22 protein-coding genes are annotated in these 21,558 nt (G+C 65.6%); 15 read left to right on the forward strand and 7 right to left on the reverse strand.

Features of this window, described 5'->3' with window-relative positions:
- The first annotated feature begins 109 nt into the window (after positions 1–109).
- From odhB to SSA01S_RS03640, 3 genes are all read left to right on the forward strand, one after another.
- Positions 110–1,339 (forward strand): 2-oxoglutarate dehydrogenase complex dihydrolipoyllysine-residue succinyltransferase, encoded by a 1,230-nt coding sequence (gene odhB / locus SSA01S_RS03630; protein WP_061779346.1) that lies wholly within the window; start codon positions 110–112, stop codon positions 1,337–1,339.
- Between the two features lie 111 nt (positions 1,340–1,450).
- Entirely contained in the window at positions 1,451–2,845 is a 1,395-nt protein-coding gene (gene lpdA, locus SSA01S_RS03635) for a dihydrolipoyl dehydrogenase (protein ID WP_061779270.1), read from the forward strand.
- A 133-nt stretch (positions 2,846–2,978) separates the two neighbouring features.
- Positions 2,979–3,863 carry an AraC family transcriptional regulator gene (locus tag SSA01S_RS03640; protein ID WP_334316358.1) on the forward strand — a complete coding sequence of 295 codons (885 nt, stop codon included), beginning with the start codon at positions 2,979–2,981 and terminating at the stop codon, positions 3,861–3,863.
- A 240-nt stretch (positions 3,864–4,103) separates the two neighbouring features.
- Here the strand turns inward: SSA01S_RS03640 and pyk are convergent, their stop codons facing one another.
- Positions 4,104–5,573, reverse strand: a complete 1,470-nt coding sequence (pyk, locus tag SSA01S_RS03645) for a pyruvate kinase (RefSeq protein ID WP_061779271.1) — start codon at positions 5,571–5,573, stop codon at positions 4,104–4,106.
- A 72-nt stretch (positions 5,574–5,645) separates the two neighbouring features.
- Between pyk and SSA01S_RS03650 the strand changes: the two genes are divergently transcribed.
- The 4 genes from SSA01S_RS03650 (at position 5,646) to SSA01S_RS20140 (ending at position 7,023) form a co-directional block, all read left to right on the forward strand.
- A complete protein-coding gene (locus tag SSA01S_RS03650; protein WP_056437009.1) occupies positions 5,646–5,948 on the forward strand; it encodes a DUF1244 domain-containing protein in 303 nt (100 codons plus the stop codon).
- A gap of 145 nt (positions 5,949–6,093) precedes the next feature.
- A complete protein-coding gene (locus tag SSA01S_RS03655) occupies positions 6,094–6,354 on the forward strand; it encodes a DUF2312 domain-containing protein (RefSeq protein WP_037570224.1) in 261 nt (86 codons plus the stop codon).
- A 169-nt stretch (positions 6,355–6,523) separates the two neighbouring features.
- The gene (locus tag SSA01S_RS03660; RefSeq protein WP_061779272.1) at positions 6,524–6,787 is read left to right on the forward strand and encodes a hypothetical protein; all 264 of its coding nucleotides are present in this window, start codon (positions 6,524–6,526) and stop codon (positions 6,785–6,787) included.
- A 101-nt stretch (positions 6,788–6,888) separates the two neighbouring features.
- Complete coding sequence (locus tag SSA01S_RS20140; protein ID WP_272867541.1) at positions 6,889–7,023, forward strand: hypothetical protein; 135 nt, start codon at positions 6,889–6,891, stop codon at positions 7,021–7,023.
- Between the two features lie 98 nt (positions 7,024–7,121).
- Here SSA01S_RS20140 and SSA01S_RS03665 read toward each other — a convergent pair whose 3' ends face one another.
- On the reverse strand, positions 7,122–8,585 hold the full coding sequence (locus tag SSA01S_RS03665) for a helicase HerA domain-containing protein (RefSeq protein ID WP_061779273.1): 1,464 nt from the start codon (positions 8,583–8,585) through the stop codon (positions 7,122–7,124).
- A 71-nt stretch (positions 8,586–8,656) separates the two neighbouring features.
- Between SSA01S_RS03665 and SSA01S_RS03670 the strand changes: the two genes are divergently transcribed.
- The 4 genes from SSA01S_RS03670 (at position 8,657) to ruvA (ending at position 11,362) form a co-directional block, all read left to right on the forward strand.
- Positions 8,657–9,196, forward strand: coding sequence for a DUF1003 domain-containing protein (locus SSA01S_RS03670; protein ID WP_061779274.1), 540 nt, complete (start codon positions 8,657–8,659; stop codon positions 9,194–9,196).
- A gap of 27 nt (positions 9,197–9,223) precedes the next feature.
- Positions 9,224–9,967: a YebC/PmpR family DNA-binding transcriptional regulator gene (locus SSA01S_RS03675; protein WP_042484083.1), complete on the forward strand. Its 744-nt coding sequence runs from the start codon at positions 9,224–9,226 to the stop codon at positions 9,965–9,967.
- Between the two features lie 55 nt (positions 9,968–10,022).
- Complete coding sequence (gene ruvC, locus SSA01S_RS03680; RefSeq protein ID WP_061779275.1) at positions 10,023–10,541, forward strand: crossover junction endodeoxyribonuclease RuvC; 519 nt, start codon at positions 10,023–10,025, stop codon at positions 10,539–10,541.
- A gap of 221 nt (positions 10,542–10,762) precedes the next feature.
- Positions 10,763–11,362: a Holliday junction branch migration protein RuvA gene (ruvA, locus tag SSA01S_RS03690; protein ID WP_056437027.1), complete on the forward strand. Its 600-nt coding sequence runs from the start codon at positions 10,763–10,765 to the stop codon at positions 11,360–11,362.
- Between the two features lie 25 nt (positions 11,363–11,387).
- On the opposite strand, the gene SSA01S_RS03695 is transcribed toward ruvA, so the two are convergent.
- On the reverse strand, positions 11,388–12,293 hold the full coding sequence (locus SSA01S_RS03695) for a 2-hydroxyacid dehydrogenase (RefSeq protein ID WP_061779277.1): 906 nt from the start codon (positions 12,291–12,293) through the stop codon (positions 11,388–11,390).
- 143 nt (positions 12,294–12,436) lie between these two features.
- On the opposite strand from SSA01S_RS03695, the gene ruvB reads away from it, so the two are divergent.
- The 3 genes from ruvB to SSA01S_RS03710 all read left to right on the forward strand — a co-directional run bounded on the left by ruvB (position 12,437) and on the right by SSA01S_RS03710 (position 15,746).
- Complete coding sequence (ruvB, locus tag SSA01S_RS03700; RefSeq protein ID WP_061779278.1) at positions 12,437–13,462, forward strand: Holliday junction branch migration DNA helicase RuvB; 1,026 nt, start codon at positions 12,437–12,439, stop codon at positions 13,460–13,462.
- 330 nt (positions 13,463–13,792) lie between these two features.
- The gene (locus tag SSA01S_RS03705) at positions 13,793–15,007 is read left to right on the forward strand and encodes a toxic anion resistance protein (RefSeq protein WP_061779279.1); all 1,215 of its coding nucleotides are present in this window, start codon (positions 13,793–13,795) and stop codon (positions 15,005–15,007) included.
- Positions 15,008–15,011: 4 nt separating this feature from the next.
- A complete protein-coding gene (locus SSA01S_RS03710) occupies positions 15,012–15,746 on the forward strand; it encodes a hypothetical protein (RefSeq protein ID WP_244885547.1) in 735 nt (244 codons plus the stop codon).
- Between the two features lie 601 nt (positions 15,747–16,347).
- Here the strand turns inward: SSA01S_RS03710 and SSA01S_RS03715 are convergent.
- Entirely contained in the window at positions 16,348–16,878 is a 531-nt protein-coding gene (locus SSA01S_RS03715; RefSeq protein WP_061779280.1) for a hypothetical protein, read from the reverse strand.
- Positions 16,879–17,003: 125 nt separating this feature from the next.
- On the opposite strand from SSA01S_RS03715, the gene SSA01S_RS03720 reads away from it, so the two are divergent.
- Complete coding sequence (locus tag SSA01S_RS03720; RefSeq protein ID WP_058718338.1) at positions 17,004–17,375, forward strand: PRC-barrel domain-containing protein; 372 nt, start codon at positions 17,004–17,006, stop codon at positions 17,373–17,375.
- A 186-nt stretch (positions 17,376–17,561) separates the two neighbouring features.
- On the opposite strand, the gene uvrB is transcribed toward SSA01S_RS03720, so the two are convergent.
- The 3 genes from uvrB to SSA01S_RS03735 all read right to left on the reverse strand — a co-directional run bounded on the left by uvrB (position 17,562) and on the right by SSA01S_RS03735 (position 21,550).
- Positions 17,562–19,754 carry an excinuclease ABC subunit UvrB gene (uvrB, locus tag SSA01S_RS03725; RefSeq protein ID WP_061779281.1) on the reverse strand — a complete coding sequence of 731 codons (2,193 nt, stop codon included), beginning with the start codon at positions 19,752–19,754 and terminating at the stop codon, positions 17,562–17,564.
- A 100-nt stretch (positions 19,755–19,854) separates the two neighbouring features.
- Entirely contained in the window at positions 19,855–20,211 is a 357-nt protein-coding gene (locus tag SSA01S_RS03730; protein WP_061779282.1) for a hypothetical protein, read from the reverse strand.
- Between the two features lie 148 nt (positions 20,212–20,359).
- Positions 20,360–21,550: an MBL fold metallo-hydrolase gene (locus SSA01S_RS03735; protein ID WP_061779349.1), complete on the reverse strand. Its 1,191-nt coding sequence runs from the start codon at positions 21,548–21,550 to the stop codon at positions 20,360–20,362.
- Between the last annotated feature and the right edge of the window lie 8 nt (positions 21,551–21,558).

The following is a 21,558-nucleotide window of genomic DNA, read 5'->3' on the forward strand; positions in this document are numbered from 1 at the left end:
ACCGAGTTCCCCGGTTCGTGATCGAGCCGGGGAGGGATGAAATCTGGCGCGGGCGTTTTGCCCGCCCGCGTAAGAGCCCCGGTCGATGGACCGGGCGGAGGAAATGGAAATGGCGACTGAAGTTCTGGTCCCGGTACTGGGCGAATCGATCTCCGAAGCGACGCTGGGCGAATGGCTGAAGCAGCCGGGTGACGCGGTGGCGGTGGACGAGCCGATCGCGAGCCTGGAGACCGACAAGGTCTCGGTCGAAGTGCCCTCGCCGGTGGCGGGTGTCATGGGTGAGCATGCCGTCAAGGTCGGCGACACGGTGCAGGTCGGCGCGCTGCTGGCGACCGTCGATGCCGGTGGCTCGGCCCCGGCCAAGACCGAAGCGGCGACCCCGGCCGTGACCGCAGCCCCGGCGGCGGCTCCGGCTCCCGCCGCGGCGCCTGCCGCTGACGAGGCGAGCGACTCGCCTGCCGCGCTGTCGCCTTCGGTGCGTCGTGCGGTGCTCGAGCACGGCCTCGACCCCGCGACGATCAAGGGCACCGGCAAGGACGGCCGCATCACCAAGGAAGACGTCGCCGCCGCCGCCGCCAACAAGTCGAGCGCCCCGGCCCCGGCCGCCGCTGCTCCGGCCGCTGCGCCTGCCGGTTCGGCGCGCAAGGAAGAGCGCGTGAAGATGACGCGCCTGCGTCAGACGATCGCCAAGCGCCTGAAGGAAGCGCAGAACACCGCCGCGATGCTGACGACGTTCAACGACGTCGACATGACCGCGGTGATCGAGGCGCGCGCCAAGTATAAGGACCTGTTCGAGAAGAAGCACGGCGTCCGCCTGGGCTTCATGGGCTTCTTCGTGAAGGCCGCGACGATGGCGCTGAAGGACATTCCTTCGGTCAACGCCTCGATCGAGGGCGATGAGATCGTCTATCACGACTATGCCGATATCTCGGTCGCCGTCTCGGCCCCGAACGGCCTGGTCGTGCCGGTCATTCGCGATGCGCAGGACCTGACGGTCGCGGGCATCGAAAAGACGATCGGCGACTTCGGCAAGCGCGCCAAGGACGGCACGCTCAAGATGGACGAGATGAAGGGCGGCACCTTCACCATCTCGAACGGCGGCGTGTTCGGCTCGCTGATGTCGACCCCGATCATCAATCCGCCCCAGTCGGCAGTGCTGGGCCTTCACCGTATCGAGGAGCGCCCCGTGGTCGTCGACGGCCAGATCGTCATCCGCCCGATGATGTACTTGGCGCTGTCCTACGACCACCGCATCATCGACGGCCGCGAGGCGGTGACCTTCCTCGTCGCGCTGAAGAACGCGATCCAGGACCCGACCCGCATCCTGATCGACCTCTGATCGCTTTGTGACCTATACGGACCCTCGCAACCGCGGGGGTCCGTTCCTATTGTGTGAAGGCGGGCGCGCCCGCGAGGCTGGACCCCGAACGCCGGGGAACGGGAGAGACAAATGGCTGAGTATGACTATGACGTCCTGGTGATCGGCGCTGGCCCCGGCGGCTATGTCGCGGCGATCCGCGCGGCGCAGCTGGGCCTGAAGACCGCATGCGCCGAAGCGCGCGAGACGCTGGGCGGCACCTGCCTCAATGTCGGCTGCATCCCGTCCAAGGCGCTGCTCCACGCCTCCGAGCTGTTCGAGGAAGCATCGCACGGTGCCCTCGCCAAGTTCGGTGTCGAGATCGAGGGCGCGAAGCTCAACCTCGACCAGATGCACGCCGAAAAGGCCAAGGCGGTCGGCGAGCTGACCGGCGGCATCGAATATCTCTTCAAGAAGAACAAGGTCACCTGGCTGAAGGGCAAGGCCGCGTTCCAGGATTCGAGCACGGTCCAGGTCGGCGACCAGACCGTCACCGCGCGCGACATCGTGATCGCGACCGGCTCGGTCGTGACTCCGCTGCCCGGCGTGGAGATCGACCAGAAGGTCGTCGTCGACTCGACCGGCGCACTGGCGCTGCCCAAGGTTCCCGAGCATCTCGTCGTCATCGGCGGCGGCGTGATCGGGCTGGAGCTGGGCTCGGTCTGGCGTCGTCTGGGGGCCAAGGTCACGGTCGTCGAATATCTCGACCAGATCCTCCCCGGCTTCGACGGCGAGGTCCGCAAGGAATCGGCCAAGCTGTTCAAGAAGCAGGGCATGGAGCTGAAGACCTCGACCAAGGTGACCGGCGTCACCGTCGAGGGCGACCGCGCGACCGTGTCGGTCGAACCGGCGGCTGGCGGTGCGGCGGAAACGCTGTCGGCCGACGCCGTGCTGGTCGCGATCGGCCGCAAGCCGAATACCGACGGGCTGAATCTGGAAGCGGCGGGCGTGAAGCTGAACGGCCGTGGCCAAGTCGAGATCGACCATGACTTCGCGACCAATGTCGACGGCGTCTGGGCGATCGGCGACGTGGCACCCGGCCTGATGCTCGCGCACAAGGCCGAGGACGAAGGCGTCGCGGTGGCGGAGAACATCGCGGGCCAGACCGGCATCGTGAACCACGATGTCATCCCCAGCGTGGTCTACACCATGCCCGAGATCGCCGGTGTCGGCCTGTCGGAAGAGGCCGCCAAGGAGCGCGGCGAGGTGAAGGTCGGTAAGTTCCCCTTCATGGCCAACAGCCGCGCCAAGACCAACCGCGACACCGACGGCTTCGTGAAGGTCATCGCCGACGCCAAGACCGACCGCGTGCTGGGCGTGTGGATCATCTCGAGCCTTGCGGGCACGATGATCGCCCAGGCCGCGCAGGCGATGGAGTTCGGCGCGACGTCGGAAGACATCGCCTATACCTGCCACGCCCATCCGACCCATGCCGAGGCGCTCAAGGAAGCCGCCATGGCGGTGCAGGGCAAGCCGATCCACATTTGATCGGCTCTCACTGGACGAACGAAGGGGGGCGGGCATCGCGAGGTGCTCGCCCCTTTTGTTATGAGCAAAGCGCAAGATCGGTCGAGAGCCGGTGGTTGGGTAGCGTCTAACTAGACCGGCCACGGAGGACAGGATGATGACGGCGGCGCTTTGCCACTATCAGGACCGGATGCAGCGGGTGCTCGATCATATCGATCGGCATCTCGACGATGATCTTGACCTGGATACGCTCAGCGGCGTCGCGGCCTTCTCGAAATATCATTTCCACCGGCAATTCGCGGCGACCTTTGGGCTCACGGTGCATCGCTATGTCCAGCTCGCCCGGATGAAACGGGCATCCTATCGGCTGGTCTATCGGGATGCGCAAAGCGTGACGGAAATCGCGATGGATGCCGGTTACGAAGCGCCCGATGCCTTTGCCCGCGCCTTTCGACAAAGGTTCGGGCAATCGCCGTCATCCTTCCGGACAGCGCCCGACTGGGCGCCGTGGCTCGCGGCCTTCGGGCCTCTCGACAAAGCGAGGAGCACGTACATGCAGAACGCATATACCCCTGACGATGTGACGATCCGCGAGGTGAGTCCGACCCCGGTGGCGATCATGGAGCATCACGGCGATCCGGCAACGATCGGTGCGACCGTCCAGCGCTTCATCGCCTGGCGCAAGGCGGCGGGCCTGTCGCTGAAGGTCAGTTCGACCTTCAACATCTTTCACTCGGACCCCCGCACCACGCCACCGGCCGATTATCGGATCGATCTGTGCGTCGGCACCGACCGCCCCATCGATGTCGAGGAGCAGGGAATCAAACCCGGCACGATCCCCGGCGGTCGGTGCGCGGTCCTGCGAGTCGTCGGCCATGCCGACAGTCTCGAGCCCGCCGCGCTCTATCTCTATCGCGAATGGCTGCCCGCCAGCGGTGAGGAGGCGCGAGACTTCCCGCTCTATTGCCAGCGCCTGAGCATGTTCCCGGAGGTGCCGGAGCATGAGACGGTCGCAGAACTGTTCCTGCCGGTGAAGTGAGGGGCGTGTCTGTCAGAACGATCAAGAAAGGCCCATATCCGCCATCGACCGATGAAAGCCATCTGCCGGCGCGTCGATCCTAACGATTGCAGCGGGCCAGCTGGGCTGCATCGCGGACATTAGTTCAGCCGCGATCATCGTCGATCGGCGGACTGCTGACCATCGTCCCGAACAAGATGGGGGCTGCTAACGCGTTCGCGCTGCCGCCCCCATTCCAGTCATTCGACGGGTCAGAGAGGCTCAAGCCTCGCTACGATCCCCGTAATTGGCCAGTTCGTCGCCCATGATGCGGGTGACATGGAGCACGTTGGTCGAACCCGGCGTGCGGAAGGGAACGCCGGCCATCAGCACGACCTGGTTGCCCGCCTCGGCGATGCCGTGGCGCAGCGCCATGCGCTTGGACTTAGCGACCATTTCCTCGAATGACTCGACGTCGCGAGTGTGGACCGCATGTGCGCCCCAGAGCAGGCCCAGCCGACGGGCCGTCTCCAGTTGCGGCGTCAGGACCAGCAGCGGCACCGACGGACGCTCGCGCGCGATGCGGCGCGCGGTCGAGCCGCTGGTGGTGAAACAGATGATCGCCTTGGCCGACACGGTGTCGGTGATCCGGGCCGCCGCCTCGGCCAGTGCGTCGGCGGTGGTCGGATCGGGGGTCATCGCGGTAAAGTGGACGCGGTCGCCGTGGCCGGGGTCGTTCTCCACCGACACGCCGATCGCATTCATCATTGCGACCGATTCGACCGGCCAGGCACCTGCCGCCGACTCGGCCGACAGCATGATCGCGTCGGCGCCGTCATAGATGGCCGTCGCCACGTCCGACACCTCGGCGCGGGTCGGCGACGGGCTCTGGATCATCGATTCGAGCATCTGCGTCGCCACGACCACCGGGCGGCCCATGCGGCGCGACACCTCGACGATGCGCTTCTGGAGCGGCGGCACGGCCTGGGGCGGCAGTTCGACGCCCAGGTCGCCGCGCGCGACCATCACGCCGTCGCACTGCTCGACGATTTCCTCCAGCCGGTCGATCGCCTGCGGCTTCTCGATCTTGGCGAGAAGCGCGGCGCGTCCCTTGATCAGGCCGCGCGCCTCCATCAGGTCCTCGGGGCGCTGCACGAACGACAGGGCGATCCAGTCCACGCCCTGTTCGACCGCAAAGGCCAGGTCCGAACGATCCTTCTCGGTCAGCGCGGCCATCGGTAGCACGACGTCGGGAACGTTCAGCCCCTTGTTGTTCGACAGCGCGCCGCCGACCTCGACCAGCGTGGTGATCTTGTCCGCGTCATGGAAGGCGACGCGCAGCACCAGCTTGCCGTCGTCGAGCAACAGGCGCGCACCCGGCTCGATCGCGGCGAAGATTTCCTTGTGCGGCAGCTCGACACGGGTCGCGTCGCCCGGCGTTGGATCGCGATCGAGGATGAAGGTGCTGCCGGTCTCCAGCATGACCTTGCCCTCGGCGAATTTGCCGACGCGCAGCTTCGGCCCCTGAAGATCGGCCAGGATCGTGGTGGGACGGCCGAACCGCTCTTCCAGCCCGCGGATCGCCTGGATGAGCGGGATCTTCGACTGCTGATCGCCATGGCTCATATTGATTCGGAAGGCGTCGGCGCCCGCCTGGAACAGGGTGGCGATCGTCTCGGGATCGCTGCTGGCCGGGCCGAGCGTGGCGAGGACGCGGACTTTGCGCGAACGAGGTGGGAGGGCCTTGGTCATGTTCACATCCTGCTTCTTTGCGGCCAGTGTCCTAAAGCCTAATGCGTTACGATCAACCTAGGAGCGACGAATATGAGCGATACGCTGGATGCGTTGAATGCAATCGATGACGCGGCGGCCGCAGCGGCTTTTCGTCGCTTGGTGATGCACTTGCGTCATCGGACCGATGCGCAGAATGTCGACCTGATGGGGCTGGCGGGCTTTTGCCGCAACTGCCTGTCCGACTGGGTGGGCGAGGCGGCGGGCGTCGACAAGGCGACCGCGCGGGCCGCGATCTACGGCATGCCGTACGACCAGTGGAAGGCCGAGCATCAGGCCGAGGCGACGCCGGAGCAGCTGGCGCGCATGGCCGAGAGTGTGAAGAAGAACCGTTAACCCCCGCTTGAGCGACGGCGCGGAAGCGCCTAGACCGCACCCCGATCCCGACATCCGCGCCGGACCGACCTTGCCCATGGGCGGGGCCCGTGTCGTGGCGGCGGGTTCGTGGGGGCGGACAGGATTTCAAGAAGGTTAGAAGACCATGGCGGACGAGAATTTCGACAGCAGCGGCAATGTCACGGCCGACGAGCTGCGCCTGCTGATCGAGCGGGCCGAGCGGCTGGAAGAAGAGAAGAAGGGCATTTCGGACGACATCAAGGATGTCTTCGCCGAAGCCAAGGCACGCGGGTACGATCCGAAGGCGATCAAGAAGATTATGGCGATCCGCAAGAAGAAGCGCGAAGAATATCAGGAAGAGGAAGCGATCCTCGAAGTCTATATGAAGGCGCTGGGCATGATCTGATCCCGGTTTCGGGATTCGATAGGCGAAGGGCGGCGGGGCTGGTGGCTCCGTCGCCCTTTTTGTTTGTGGCGGGCGGTGGTGCGTGGCCTTCGACTTCGCTCAGGTTGAGTAGGGGGAGGGGGTAGGGGCCGCTTGATGGCTCTCAGTCGATCGGGCATGTCCGTTCATCATGCTGATCTTCCCTCTCGCCTTGCTCGCTGCCGCCATCGAGAAGCCCTTTCCAGAGCAGGTGCCTGTTCTCATGGAAGCCTGTCTGGGCGAGGCCATCGATGCAGGTCGGGTCCGCGACACGGAGGAAAGCCACAAATACATTTGTGCTGGCGAGGCAGCGGACAAGCTATGGGCGTTTCTGGAGCGTCATAAGGTTCAATCTTATGAGCAGGACACACCCGAGGGGAAGTGGCTGAGCCGTGAATTTCCGCTGGGAGGCTGATTCAAGCGCGTTCGGATGCCGGATGGCGGGCCATTGGTCGAAGGACTCTCCTGTACGATCTGGGTGCCGAGGCTTAAGGGCAAGGCAGAGTCGGAGGTTCAATGACTTGGCTGGGCGCTATTCTGGCCGTTCCCGCCATCATCGCGCTCTGCTGGTCAGATCAATTGCTTGCGATGCTGTTGGATCGGAAAATGCGCCGTGATGACGACAAGGTCGCAAAGCGTCGAGAGAAATAGGGCGTTGGTTCGCGCCATAACTGTGGCGCTGCTTTTCACCGGCATAAAATCCCTAACCTCCGTTCTCATCAAGCGAAGTCGAAGGCCAAGGGAAACCCTCACCCCATCTCTGCCGCCTGGGTTGTCCACCCCAGCCGCGGAATCGTGATCGACCGCTTGCCCGTCAAATCCGTCCGGCACACGAACAGGTCGCGGCTTTCGATATAGGCGATCAGCCGCTTTACCCGACCGAGTGAGCTGGTCCCGTACGTCTCGGCGATCTTGGTATCCGGCGGGCAGGGCAGGCCCTCTCGCGCCGCGCGCGCAACCAGCAGGAACGCGCCCAGCATGTCGTCGGGCAGCATCGCGGCCAGCGCCAGCGCTTCCTGCCAGTCGGGATCGTTGACGTCGAAAATGCCCGCCCGCGCGCAGGACAGTCGTCGCGCAAAGCCGTTCAGGTCGAGCGGCGGCCGGGCGAGGCCCGCCATCCGGCAGCGCACCTGGAAATCCTGGAACAGCACAGAGGCGGGGCGGAAGGTCGATTCGGGGTCCTCGACGATCGCGCGCAGCACCTGTTCATAGATCGCCTCGACCTCGGCCTCGTCCATCTCGGGCGGCGGCGGCGCGGCGGTGGTCGGCAAGGGCGGGCGGCCGAGATCGGCCATCAGTTCCTCGGCGGGCACGCGGCGCGGGCGCGGGTCGAAGGTCATGGGCAGGGTCGGCGCTTCCTCGACCGGCGCGAAGAGCAGTTCCTGCAAGTCGGGCGGCGGCGCGTCGGGCAGGGGGGTCAGCTTGGGGCTGCCCGAACGGGCCGAGGTTTCGACCGCGCCGATCTTCACCGTGATCGGCCGCCGCGAGACGGCGGGCCCCAGCGCCAGGAACGTGCCGCGCGCCAAGTCGCGGATCGAATCGGCCTGCCGCCGCTCCATGCCGAGCAGATCGGCCGCGCGCGCCATGTCGATGTCGAGGAAGGTGCGGCCCATCAGGAAGTTGGACGCCTCCGCTGCGACATTCTTGGCCAGCTTGGCGAGTCGCTGGGTCGCGATCACGCCCGCGAGGCCTCGCTTGCGCCCGCGACACATCAGATTGGTCATCGCGGACAGCGAGGCGCGACGGACCTCCTCGGTCACTTCGCCGCCGGTGGTGGGGGCGAAGAGCTGGGCTTCGTCCACCACCACGAGCGCGGGATACCAATGCTCGCGCGGGGCATCGAACAGGGCGTTCAGGAAGGTCGCGGCGCAGCGCATCTGACCCTCGATCTCCAGCCCCTCCAGGCTGAGCACCACCGAGGCGCGGTGCTCGCGGATGCGGCTGGCGAAGCGCCCGACCTCGCGCTCGGCATAGTCGCCCGCCTCGATCACCACATGGCCGTAAGCCTTGGACAGGGTGACGAAATCGCCTTCGGGGTCGATGACCACCTGTTGCACTTGGCCCGCCGACTTTTCCAGCAGGCGGCGCAGCAGATGCGACTTTCCCGACCCCGAATTGCCCTGCACCAGCAGGCGGGTCGCCAGCAGTTCCTCAAGATCGATCGGCACCGACGAGCCACGCTCGTCGGTTCCCATATCCACGCGTACCGTCATGACTCTGGCGTTTGGCCGATCAACGCCCCAAGGAGCAAGGCATTTGATTCCTTACGAGGAGCGCCAAGCCCATGGCCCTGTCGACCGCTGCCGAAATCGCCCGCCGCACGCTGGGCAAGCCCGCGCATGAGCTGGACGAGGAGGAAGTCCAGGTCATCGCTGATATCGAGTCGGGCCAGCTCAGCGCACGCGATGCCGCCGATGTCGCGGACGAGACCTCGACCTGGGGTGAGAAGCTGGCCGATCGGGTGGCGGCGGTCGGGGGCAGCTGGGGCTTCATCATCACCTTTTCGGTGATCCTGCTCGGGTGGATGCTGCTCAACTCGGACGTGCTCAGCCATTTCGGCATGGCGTTCGATCCGTACCCGTACATCTTCCTGAACCTGATGCTCTCGACACTGGCGGCGATCCAGGCGCCGGTCATCATGATGAGCCAGAACCGGCAATCGGCGAAGGACCGGCTGGCCGCCAGCCTCGACTATCGCACCAATTTGCGCGCCGAGATCGACATATTGCGGCTGCACCACAAGCTGGACAACGCCGTCACCGAACGGCTCGATAGCCTGGAGGCGAAGATCGACGGGTTGGCAAAGGCCCTTGGGCAGTCGTAAAGAGCCCGATCATCTCGAGAGGCACCGATGGCAGGCCACAGCAAATTCAAGAACATCATGCACCGCAAGGGCGCGCAGGATAAGAAGCGCTCGGCAGCATTTTCCAAGCTCTCCCGCGAAATCACCGTCGCGGCGAAGATGGGCACGCCCGACCCGGACATGAACCCGCGTCTGCGCGCCGCCGTCAACGCGGCCAAGGCGGCCTCGATGCCCAAGGATAATATCGCGCGGGCGATCGACAAGGCCTCGCGCGGTGACGGGGAAAATTACGAAGAGGTCCGGTACGAGGGCTTCGGCCCCGGCGGCGTCAGCCTGATCATCGAGGCGCTGACCGACAATCGCAACCGCACCGCGACGAACGTACGTACTGCGGTGTCGAAGAATGGCGGCAATCTGGGTGCGGGCGGCTCGGTCAGCCACGGTTTCGACCGGATGGGCCTGATCAACTATCCCGCCAGCGCCGGTGACGCCGAAAAGGTGTTCGAGGCCGCACTGGAAGCAGGCGCCGAGGACGTGACCTCGTCGGAAGACGGCCACGAGATCTGGACCGCGCAGGGCGACCTGCACGAAGTCGCCAAGGCACTGGAGCCGGTGCTGGGTGAGGCGGAAGGTGCCAAGCTCGCCTGGCGTCCGCAGACCATGGTCTCGGTCGATGAAGCGGCGGCGGCGACTTTGTTCAAGCTGATCGATACGTTGGACGATGACGACGACGTCCAGACCGTCTGGGGCAATTACGAAGTCTCCGACGAAGTGATGGAAAAGCTCGGCTGATCCTGATGCCTCCCCGGTTTCGTGCCGGGGAGGGCAGGCGGGCGCGGAAGACCCTATGACCCCACCCCCCGCCATCATCCTCGGGCTCGACCCCGGCCTGGGCACCACCGGCTGGGGGGTTATCGCGGTGGAGGGCAACCGCCTGCGCCACGTCGCCAACGGTCAGATCAAGACCGAGCCGTCGATGGTGCTGCCGCGCCGCCTCGCGAACCTGCACGCCGCGCTTTACGATGTGATCCGCCAGCAACAGCCCGACGGCGCGGCGGTGGAAGAGGTGCTGGGCAACAGCAACGCGCAGTCCACGCTGAAGCTGGGCCAGGCGCGCGGGATCGTCCTGCTGGCGGCGGCGCAGGCCGGGCTGGTCGTCGGCGAATATCACCCCAGCATCGTCAAGAAGGCGACCGTCGGCACCGGCGGCGCGGACAAGAAGCAGGTGCAGGCCATGGTCGGGCATTTGCTGCCGGGCGTGAAGCTGACCGGGCCGGATGCCGCGGATGCGCTGGCGGTGGCGATTACGCATGCGCATCATCTGGCGAGTGCGCGGGCTATGTCCCGGCGGGTGGGGGCGGTTTAACGAGCCAGCTGGGTTGTGGCGGAGCCCTCCCCCATCCCCTCCCGCCTGCGGGAGGGGTGCGTTACCGGGCTATCCGCAAGCTCAGCTTCGAGAGATTCCCGCAACGGAACCTTGGCACGCCCCTCCCGCAGGCGGGAGGGGATGGGGGAGGGCAGGCCACAGGCGACGAACCCAACGATAACCCTCGTGACGTCCACCCCCTTTTGTTCTAACCCATATCCATGATCGCGCATCTCAAGGGACGTTTGGACTCCACCGGTATCGACCATGCGGTGATCGATGTCGGCGGTGTCGGCTATCTGGTCGGTGCCTCGGCACGCACCTTGTCGTCCATCGGCCCGGTGGGCGAGGCGGCGATGCTGCATACCGAGATGCTGGTGTCCGAGGACTCAATCCGCCTGGTCGGCTTTGCCAGCGCGGACGAACGAGACTGGTTCCGGTTGTTGACCGGCGTGCAGGGCGTGGGCTCGCGCGTGGCACTGGCGATCCTGTCGGCGCTGGAGCCCGCCGACCTGATGCGCGCGATCGCCAGCGGCGACAAGGCGATGGTAGCGCGGGCGAATGGGGTGGGGCCGAAGCTCGCCCAGCGGATCGTGATGGAGTTGAAGGACAAGGTCGGCGGCATCGTGCTCGCGCCGGGGTCCGGCGGCGGAGTCGCCGCGTCGGCGGGGGCTGGCGCGGACGCGGTATCCGCGCTGCTCAACCTGGGCTTTCGTCCGGCCGAGGCCAATGCCGCGGTCGCGGCCGCCGAAGAGGAATTGGGGGCGGGCGCGTCGCTCGATGCGCTGGTGCGGCTGGCGTTGCGGAAAGCCGCCAAGTAACGCGCGCCGGAGGCACGGGAAAACCCTACCCCAGCAATCCCGGCACCGCGTGCCCGGCGAAATGCGCCTCCAGATTCGCCACCACCATCTCCGTCATGGCGGCGCGTGCTTCGCGGGTGGCGCTGCCCTGGTGCGGGGCGAGCACGACATGGTTCATCCGGCGCAGCGCATAGGGCACGTCGGGCTCGTCGGCGAACACGTCCAGCCCCGCCCCGGCCAGCCTGTGCGACTCCAGCGCGGCGATCAGCGCGTCTTCCTCGACCAGGCTGCCGCGTGCGACATTGACAAGGACGCCATCCGCGCCCAGCCGCTCCAGCACCTCGGCATCGACCACGCCTCGCGTCTCTTCGCCGCCCGGCGCGGCGAGGAACAATACGTCGCTCTCCGCCGCCAGCGTCGCCAGATCGGGGACGAAGCGCCACGCCACCGGCTTCTCCGACCGTGCGGTATAGAGGATCTCGCCGTCGAACGGCTCGGCGCGGCGGGCGATGGCCTGGCCGATCCGGCCCAGTCCGAAAATCCCGATCCGCCGCCCGCTTGCCCGACGGCCGAGCGGCACCGCCCAATTTCCCATGCGCACCGCCCGGTCGTTCGCCGCCACCCGCCGATCGACCGCCAGCCACAGCGCGATGGCGAGGTCGGCGACATCGTCGGTCAGCACGTCGGGCGTGATCGCGATGCGGATACCGCGTGCCGCCACCGCGTCATGGTCGATCCCGTCATGACCGACGCCGTGCACCGCGATGATCTCCAGTTCGGGCAGTCGCTCCAGCAGCGCGGCGTCGACCGTCATCTGGCCGCCCCCGACGATCGCCTTGGTGCCGGGCGGCGGCGTGTCGCGGTGGAGCGTAAAGCGTTCGGCGAGCATCACCTCCAGGGCGGGCGAGACGGCGGTGGCCAGATAGACATCGTGCGGCATGACCCCGATCATAGCGCGTTTCCGTGTGCGAGTCCGCTATCCGGGGTTAAGCCGTGGCATGGGCGATTGGCGCGGACCCGCCTGGGCTGCTATGTTCGTGCAATGTTCGCTTGGCTCCTCGACAGCCATGCCCCCCAGCCGCTAGGGCTAGCCGCGTGACCGACCAAGACCGCCTTTTGTCCGCCAGCCGCCGTCCCGAGGATGTCGACGCCGCGCTCCGCCCGAAAAGCCTGGACGAGTTCGTCGGCCAGCAGGCGGCGCGCGATAACCTTCGCGTCTTCATCCAGGCGGCGCGCGGACGTGGTGACGCGCTGGACCATGTGCTGTTCTTCGGCCCGCCGGGTCTGGGCAAGACGACACTGGCGCAGATCATCGCGCGCGAGATGGGCGTGGGGTTCCGTGCCACCTCCGGCCCGGTCATCGCCAAGTCGGGTGACCTGGCCGCGCTGCTGACCAACCTCGAAGACGGCGACGTCCTGTTCATCGACGAAATCCACCGCCTGCAACCGGCGGTCGAGGAAGTCCTGTATCCGGCGATGGAGGACCGGGTCCTCGACCTGATGATCGGCGAGGGGCCGTCGGCGCGCTCGGTGCGGATCGACCTGCCGCGCTTCACCCTGGTCGGCGCAACGACGCGGCAGGGGTTGCTGACCACCCCCTTGCGCGATCGCTTCGGTATTCCGGTTCGTCTGCAATTCTACACGATCGAGGAGCTGACCCGAGTCGTCACCCGCGCCGCCCGCCTGCTCGACCTGCCCATCGCCGAGGATGGCGCGATCGAGGTCGCGCGCCGCTCGCGCGGGACGCCGCGTATCGCGGGCCGCTTGCTGCGCCGGGTGCGTGATTTCGCCAGCGTGGCGGGACATGAGATCGTCCATGCCGCCGCCGCCGATCAGGCGCTCAACCGGCTGGAGGTCGATGCACTGGGGCTCGACGCGATGGACCGGCGCTATCTGACGATGATCGCCGATGTCTATCGCGGGGGGCCGGTGGGGGTGGAGACGCTGGCCGCCGGGCTGTCCGAGCCGCGCGACACGATCGAGGAGGTGATCGAGCCGTTCCTCATCCAGCTCGGCCTGCTGGCACGCACCGCGCGGGGGCGTATCCTCAATCCGGGCGGTTGGAAGCATCTGGGGCTGAACCCGCCGATCGGGTCGCAGGACGGTCTGTTCGACGCCTGACAGACCCAAAAAAGCCCCCTGACGGCGTTAAACCGGCAAGGGGGCAGGCGGGTGTCTCTGTCTGCTGCGATTCGGCCCGGCTTCTTCGGTCGGGGCTCGATCGCCGTTCCGTAACCGCATGATCCGCCACGCAAAAGCATGGGAGCCCAGGGCTTTGGGGGACGATCGAACCGCTCGGAGAGGCAAGGTCGAGGTCGGGTAACGAACCCCCGGCGCTTCGGTTGCGCGTCCGCGTCATCAAATCGACGTATAGTATTATCCCCATAATACACTTGAACCGGGTCGCCATCCCCTCCACACTAGGTGCCAGGGCATTTGGAGACTTTGAGCATGGCCACGACCGCCGATACCGTGACCCAGGAAAAGGGGCTGACGCTGACGCCGCCCGATCCCGTGCCGACGGTGGCGCCCGCCCAGGCCGCGGGGCTGGTCCCCGTCGACGACAAGACGCGCACGCAGCTGGAGCAGAAGGTCGACGGCTTCGTCGCCGAACTGATCGCGCAGGACGTGAACAGCCCCGAATTCGGCCGCCGCGTCGATGCGATCACCGCCATGGGGCAGAAGGAAATCCGCGAGGCCGCCAGCCAGTCCAACCGCTTCCTCGATCGCCCCGTCAAGGCGATGGATGGCGAGACGGGTGTCGGCAAGGACCTGACCGAGCTGCGCCGCGTCGTCGAAAGCCTCGATCCCGGCCGCCAGGGCAATCTCTCCGCGCCGCGCAAGCTGCTCGGCATTTTGCCCTTCGGCAACAAGATGCGCGACTATTTCGACGGCTATCGCTCGTCGCAGACGCATATCGCGGCGATCCTGAAGAGCCTGTCCTCGGGCCGCGACGAATTGCTGATGGACAATGCCGCGATCGATACCGAGCGCGCGAACCTCTGGTCGGCGATGGGTCGGCTGGAGCAGATGATCCATCTGTCCAAGACGATGGACGCCAAGCTGGAGGATACGGCGAACGAGCTGGATCATACTGATCCCGCCAAGGCCAAGGCGATCCGCGAGACGGCGCTCTTCTACACCCGTCAGCGCACCCAGGACCTGCTGACCCAGATGGCGGTCACGGTGCAGGGTTATCTGGCGCTCGATCTGGTCAAGAAGAACAATGTCGAGCTGGTGAAGGGCGTCGACCGCGCCTCGACCACCACCGTCTCGGCGTTGCGCACCGCCGTCACCGTGGCGCAGGCGCTGGCCAACCAGAAGCTGGTGCTCGACCAGATCACCGCGCTCAACTCGACCACCGCCAACATCATCGATTCGACCGGCAAGCTGCTGCGCAGCCAGACCGCGCAGATCCATGAGCAGGCGGCGGCCTCGACCATCCCGCTCGAGACGCTGCAGCGCGCCTTCCAGAATATCTATGACACGATGGACGCGATCGACAGCTTCAAGATGAAGGCGCTCGATTCGATGAAGACCACGGTCACGACGCTGGGTAACGAGGTTGAGAAGTCGAAGGGCTATATCGCCCGGGCCGAAGGGGCGCAGAATCCGCAGCTGACCAGCGGATCGTCCGCGTCGGCCTTCAAGCTGGAGGCGCTGTAAGCCTGTGACCACCCCTCGCTCGAACGAGGTCGATGCCCAGATCGAACGGGCGCGCGAAGTGATGGCGCGTATCTCGCAGGATTACAGGGGGCAGGCGGGGCAGACCGTCAAGCGGGTGCGCCGCCGGGCACGCTCGGCCTTGCAACGCCTGATCCTGATCGCGGTCGCCAATGCGGTCATCCTGATTGCGGCGATGGTGACGGGCCTGATCCTGCCCGGCGGGATCGGCATTTTCGGGGCATTGGCCGCGATAATGCTGATGCTGGCGGCCACACTCGCCATCGCGCTCGCTCCGGCGGCGCGCGCGCCGACCCCGGCCAAGCTGGCGCAGGTCGATATCAAGGCGCTGCCCGCCCAGACCGAACGCTGGCTGGACGCACAGCGCCCGTTGCTGCCTGCGCCCGCCGTCCAGCTGGTCGACCGGATCGGGCGGCGGCTCGACACGCTGTCACCGCAACTGGCCGGTGTCGACAACGACACCGCCGAGGCGATGGAAGTCCGCCGCCTGATCGGCGAACAGCTCCCCGCCTTCCTGCGCGATTACGAACGCGTGCCCGAACCGCTGCGCCGGGTCGAGCGCAACGGACAGACGCCGGACACGCAATTGGTCGACGGTCTGAAGCTGATCGAGAAGGAAATCGGCGACATGACCCAGCGACTTGCCCAGGCCGATCTCGACAGTCTGTCGACGCGCGGGCGGTTCCTGGAAATGAAGTATCGGGACGAGAAGGCGGAGTAAGCGGCGGAATTGCCAAAACTGTGTATGAGGCACGCCTGATTTTCTTACCCCGCTACCACCCCGGCGAAGGCCGGGGTCTAGTTTCTATGGACTGTGATTGGAAGGCATAGCCCATCCCACCGGCTGCGGCGCAGCTGGACCCCGGCCTTCGCCGGGGTGGTGGCAAGGCATGACGTGTGAGGCCAAAAGATGCCTTGGCCGGCTGAGCTGAGGCTGCGGGCAAAAAACCGCTTCCCCAAAAATGAAAAGAGGCTGCCGGGACGTCATCGCGACGGCCCCGGCAACCCCTAAACATGGTCAGCGGCCGGAGAGCTCCAGCCCGGGAGACCATGCGGGCCTCAAGACATCAGGCACGACCGTTGATTGGGGGAAAATACCCCCCGAACCGCGCCTATCGATGTCAGAGACCGGCCCCCCGAACGAACTGAACCGACCCCCTTGCTGAACCATGAGACATCGGATCACCTCCTTTCGCTAGTTAAAGCCAATGCACCCTTTCAAAGGGCGCAATGGCAATGTGCGTAGTCGCGGAGCGATAAACAAGACTTGTTTTGCGACGATGTTTGACCGAACATCCTGCGCCCGCGAACGGACGCGGGATTCAGCCCCGGCAATCCTCGATCACCCGCCCGATTTCGGCATAGGCGGGAATGACGAGCGGTGGCTGGCCCGCCTGCTCCACGGTGAATCGTCCCCGGCTGAATGCCATCGCGTCGAGCAAGGAGTCGGCGGCAGGCAGGCTGAGCTCCGAGCCCGCAGCGACGGCGTGAGTCGTCACATTGCGTGTCGTGCTGGAGGTGCGGATGGTGACCGCTCCGGCGATCGAGCCGGGCCGTCCAAGCCGAACCTGCCGCGCCCGGGGATCGCAGGTCAGCGTCAGGCGCGTGACACCGCCCGTGCCGAACGTCGCGACCGATCCTTGCGCGGTCCGCTGGTAATGCCAGTCCCCCGGCGTCAGCGGCCAGTCGCGCCAGTCCTGGCCCAGCACCGGGCGCGGGGCGGGTGGGACCGGGCGGGGCGCCTGGCGCACCGGCGGCGCGGCTTCCGGATGAGGGGCGGCGGGGATACAGCCCGACAGGGCGGCGGCCGCGACCATCGTCGGGGCGAGACAGGATAGGGACAAGCGACGCATCGGGGCCAGCCTATGCGGGAGGGGGGCGGGATGCTCAACCCCGTGGTGCGACGGAGCGTGCCGATGCGGCGGGCGTCGGAACCGGGCCCGCCTCCGGCGGTTCATCCGGCTAAACGGAGGTTAATATGGCCGAACACGACACACCGACCCTGATCCTGGTTCAGTCCACCGTCTCGGGCACGCTGAAGCTGGAAAGCCGCGATGGGGACTCCATCGGCAGCGTCCATGCCTTCATGGTCCACAAGCGGTCTGGCCGCGCGACCCACGCGGTGCTGGCGCTGGGTGGGTTCCTGGGCATGGGCAAGAGCTTCTACCCCGTGCCGTTCAGCCTGTTGCAGTTCGATCCGGTGGGTGACCAGTATGTCATCACCGTGGATCGCCGTTTGCTGGAGGGCGGGCCGAGCTGGTCCAACAATGCGCCGGTGTTCGATCAGGCTTATGCCGACCGCGTGGCGGGTTATTATGGGGTGGGGACCGAGAACTTGGATTTGGGGTGAGATTTTGGAGGGTGGCCCTTGGGGCGATGCCCTCCCCCATCCCCTCCCGCTTGCGGGAGGGGCGTGCCCTTGGCAGCGGCAAGATTTCCTCAGACGTAGCGCCTTAGCGCTGGCCCGGTAGCGCACCCTTCCCCCAGGCGGGAGGGGATGGGGGAGGGCAAAGGCCAAGCAGCCCACCCCCAACGATCAATTCGCCTTCCGCCCGCTCGCGAACTTCTTGCTCTTCCCGAACCGCGTCTTGCGCGTCCCCGGCTTGCCTTCGTTGGAGCGGCCCATGATCGGGGCCTTCTGCTCATGGACGGGCAAGCCCAACTCCTCATTCTCCAACTGCCGGATTTCATCACGTAACCGGCCCGCTTCCTCGAATTCGAGGTCGGCGGCGGCCTTGCGCATCTTCTTCTCGAGTTCCTCGATATAGGCGCGCAGGTTATGGCCAACCATGTGCGGACGGTCCTCGTCGATCGGCACCGTCACCTGGTCGCCCGACGCCACATGCGCGATGATGTCGCCGATCTGGCGGCGGATCGTCTGCGGCGTGATGCCGTGTTCGGTGTTGTACGCCATCTGCTTCTCGCGACGCCGCGAGGTTTCCAACATGGCGCGCTCCATCGATCCGGTGATCCGGTCGGCATAGAGGATCACGCGACCGTCGACGTTGCGCGCCGCGCGCCCGATCGTCTGGATCAGCGAGGTCTCGGACCTCAGGAAGCCTTCCTTGTCCGCATCGAGGATCGCGACCAGCCCGCATTCCGGGATGTCCAACCCTTCGCGCAGCAGGTTGATGCCGATCAGCACGTCATACACGCCTAAGCGAAGGTCGCGGATCAGCTCGATACGCTCCAGCGTCTCGACGTCGGAGTGCATGTAGCGGACCTTGATTCCCGCCTCATGCATATATTCGGTCAGGTCCTCGGCCATGCGCTTGGTCAGCGTGGTGACCAGGGTGCGGTAACCGAGTTCGGTGGTCTTGCGCGCCTCGATGATCAGGTCCTGCACCTGCTCTTCGACCGGCTTGATCTCGACGGGCGGGTCGATGAGGCCGGTGGGGCGGATGACCTGTTCGACGAAGACGCCGCCGGTCTGCTCCATCTCCCAATTGCCGGGCGTGGCCGAGACGCTGACCGTCTGCGGGCGCATCGCGTCCCATTCGTTAAAGCGCAGCGGCCGGTTGTCGATCGCCGAGGGCAGGCGGAAGCCATATTCGGCCAGCGTGATCTTGCGCCGATGGTCGCCGCGCGACATGCCGTTGATCTGGCCGATGGTGACATGGCTCTCGTCGACGAACAGCACCGCGTTTTCCGGCAGATACTCGAACAGCGTGGGCGGCGGCTCGCCGGGCAGGCGGCCGGTCAGGAATCGGCTGTAATTCTCGATGCCGTTGCAGCTGCCGGTCGCCGCGATCATCTCCAGGTCGAAATTGGTGCGCTGCTCCAGCCGCTGGCGCTCCAGCAGCTTGCCCTCGATCTCCAGTTCTTTCAGCCGCTCGGTCAGCTCGAATTTGATCGCCTCCGTGGCCTGCTTCATCGTCGGGCCGGGCGTGACATAGTGCGAATTGGCGTAAATGCGGATCGAGTTGAGGCTGGCGACCTTCTTGCCGGTCAACGGATCGAACTCGACGATCTCCTCGATCTCGTCACCGAAGAAGGACACGCGCCAGGCCGAGTCTTCATAGTGCGAGGGGAAGATTTCGAGATTGTCGCCGCGCACCCGGAAATTGCCCCGCATGAAGGCGGCGTCGTTGCGCTTATACTGGAGCGCGACGAGCTTGCGGATGATCTCACGCTGGTCGACGCTCTGGCCCTTCTTCAGGTCGAAGATCATCGCCGAATAGGTTTCGACCGAGCCGATACCATAGAGGCACGACACCGAGGCGACGATGATGACGTCGTCGCGCTCCAGCAGCGCGCGCGTCGCCGAGTGGCGCATCCGGTCGATCGACTCGTTGATCGAGCTTTCCTTCTCGATGTACGTGTCGGAACGCGGCACATAGGCCTCTGGCTGGTAATAGTCGTAATAGCTGACGAAATATTCGACCGCGTTGTTGGGGAAGAAGTTCTTGAACTCCCCGTACAACTGCGCCGCCAGGATCTTGTTGGGCGCAAGGATCAGGGCGGGGCGCTGCAACTCCTCGATCACCTTGGCCATGGTGAAGGTCTTGCCCGAGCCGGTGACGCCCAGCAGCACCTGATCCTTGTCGCCCGCGCGCGCGGCGGCGGTCAGTTCCTTGATTGCAGCGGGCTGGTCGCCGCTGGCGGTATATTCTGTGACGAGCTCGAACCGCTTGCCGCCTTCCGCCTTTTCGGGGCGCGACGGGCGGTGGGGGATGAAGCTGACCCCGGTTTCGGGCTCGTCGAGGGTGGTGCGGATCTGGATCGCCATGAAAGGGAATATGGGTATCTGTTCCCGTTTCGTCACCCCGCCTTCGGCATTTCCGGCCAAGGAAACCGGCCGGACCCTGTGGGACCGGCCGGTCGGCGATTCAGCAGCTGCCGAACACCTTGGTGATGACCGTGATGCCCGCGATCGAAATGGTGACCTTCACGCCACGCGGAATCCCGAATATCGTGCAAATGCTCAAGCAGGCCTGGGCGGCGGTGCCGTCGGGAAACTTGACCGGGATCGGGATGCAGAACTGCTTGCTGATGGGCTTGGGCAGCTCGAGGCAGATCTTGTGATCCTTCACCGTCACGCTGATACAGTGGGCAAGCACCGCCATTTCGCCTGCCTGCGAAAGATCGAAATGGTCTCCGGCCTGATTGACCATGAATTCATGGCTATACTTGGCATAGGCAAGTGCGTTGGCCACTTCGGTTTCGTCGAACTTATGATAGCTCATCGATTCTCTCCCTGTACCGAATCTTTTTGGCCTGGGGGGATGTGCTACCATTCGGTGTTGGGAGTCTTGGTCGTCAAAAATCTATTGCATCTGAAATATAGTCCCTTTCGGATGTTGCGCGACGGAAAAACTAAACTGGATAAAGTCTTTATCTCAAGGCGCGAACCTGTGGCGTATTCAGGCAGCGGCGCATTTCCGCATCATCCGTCCGTCCTGCGACTGGCCGCGTAACGACCGGGCCGATCACGATGGGCTGGCCCAGGGGGGCGGCCGCGAACGTCGCGCCCGGCCGCGCTTGCGAACACCGCATCGCTGCGTCGAGCAGGCGCGGGGGCGTGTCATAGCCCTCGTAGGACAAGCGGAACGTGCCCCAGTGAATGGGAATGGCGGTCGAGGCACCCAGCCGCTCGAAAATCTGCACCGCCTGGGCTGGGCCGATATGGCTGCCCGACGCCATCTGGCCGGGCTCGAAGCGGAACGCCCCGATCGGCAATAACGCCAAGCGGACCGGCCCCAGCCTCACGGCCTCTTCCGGCCAGCGTCCGTCGCCCATGCCCGTGTCCCCGGCGAAGAATATGTTGCCGCCGGGCAGCTTTACCACGAAGCTGGACCACAGCGCGCGGTTGCGGTCGGCGAACCAGCGGCTGCCCCAATGATGGTTGCGCGTGACCACCACCGACACGCCCGGCCGGATCGCCTTTTCTCGGCCCCAGTCGAGTGCGGTGGCGGGCACGCCGACCTGTCCGATCACGCTGTCATTGCCCAGGCTGGTCACGATCAGCGGGCGGTCGCGTTGCCATAGTTTCTTTAGCACCGCCTGGTCGAGATGATCGTAGTGATTGTGGCTGATGACGACCAGATTGATCCTGGGCAGGTCGTCGAACGCGACGCCCGGCTTTGCCACGCGTTTCGGGCCGACGCCGAAGGGGCCCGCGCGCTCGGCATAGATCGGGTCGGTCAGGATATTGAGGCCCTGGGTCTGGACCAACACGGTCGCATGGCCGATCCAGGTCGCGACCATGCGCTGTCCGTCGACGCGCGGCTCCGGCTTGCTCTGGCGCACGGAAACCGTCTCGGGCCAGGCGGGGCGTCCATCGTCGCCGGTCAACTGGCTCCACAGGAAACCACGACGCCCGCCGCGCTTGGGCATGCGGAAGGTATCGGCATCACCATCGGGATTGAAGAAACGTGCGCCATCATAATGGCCGCTCTCCGGTCCTTCGTAATAAAGCCGGTCGAGATAATGCGGCACGATCGTCGCGGCCAAGCCGACCAGGATCAGGATCAGCGCCAGGCTCTTGGCGATCCATCTGATGATCGTTATGCCTCCATTCGTCATGCCCCCAT

It is taken from the genome of Sphingomonas sanguinis NBRC 13937 (assembly GCF_001591005.1).
Classification (GTDB): Bacteria; Pseudomonadota; Alphaproteobacteria; order Sphingomonadales; family Sphingomonadaceae; genus Sphingomonas; species Sphingomonas sanguinis.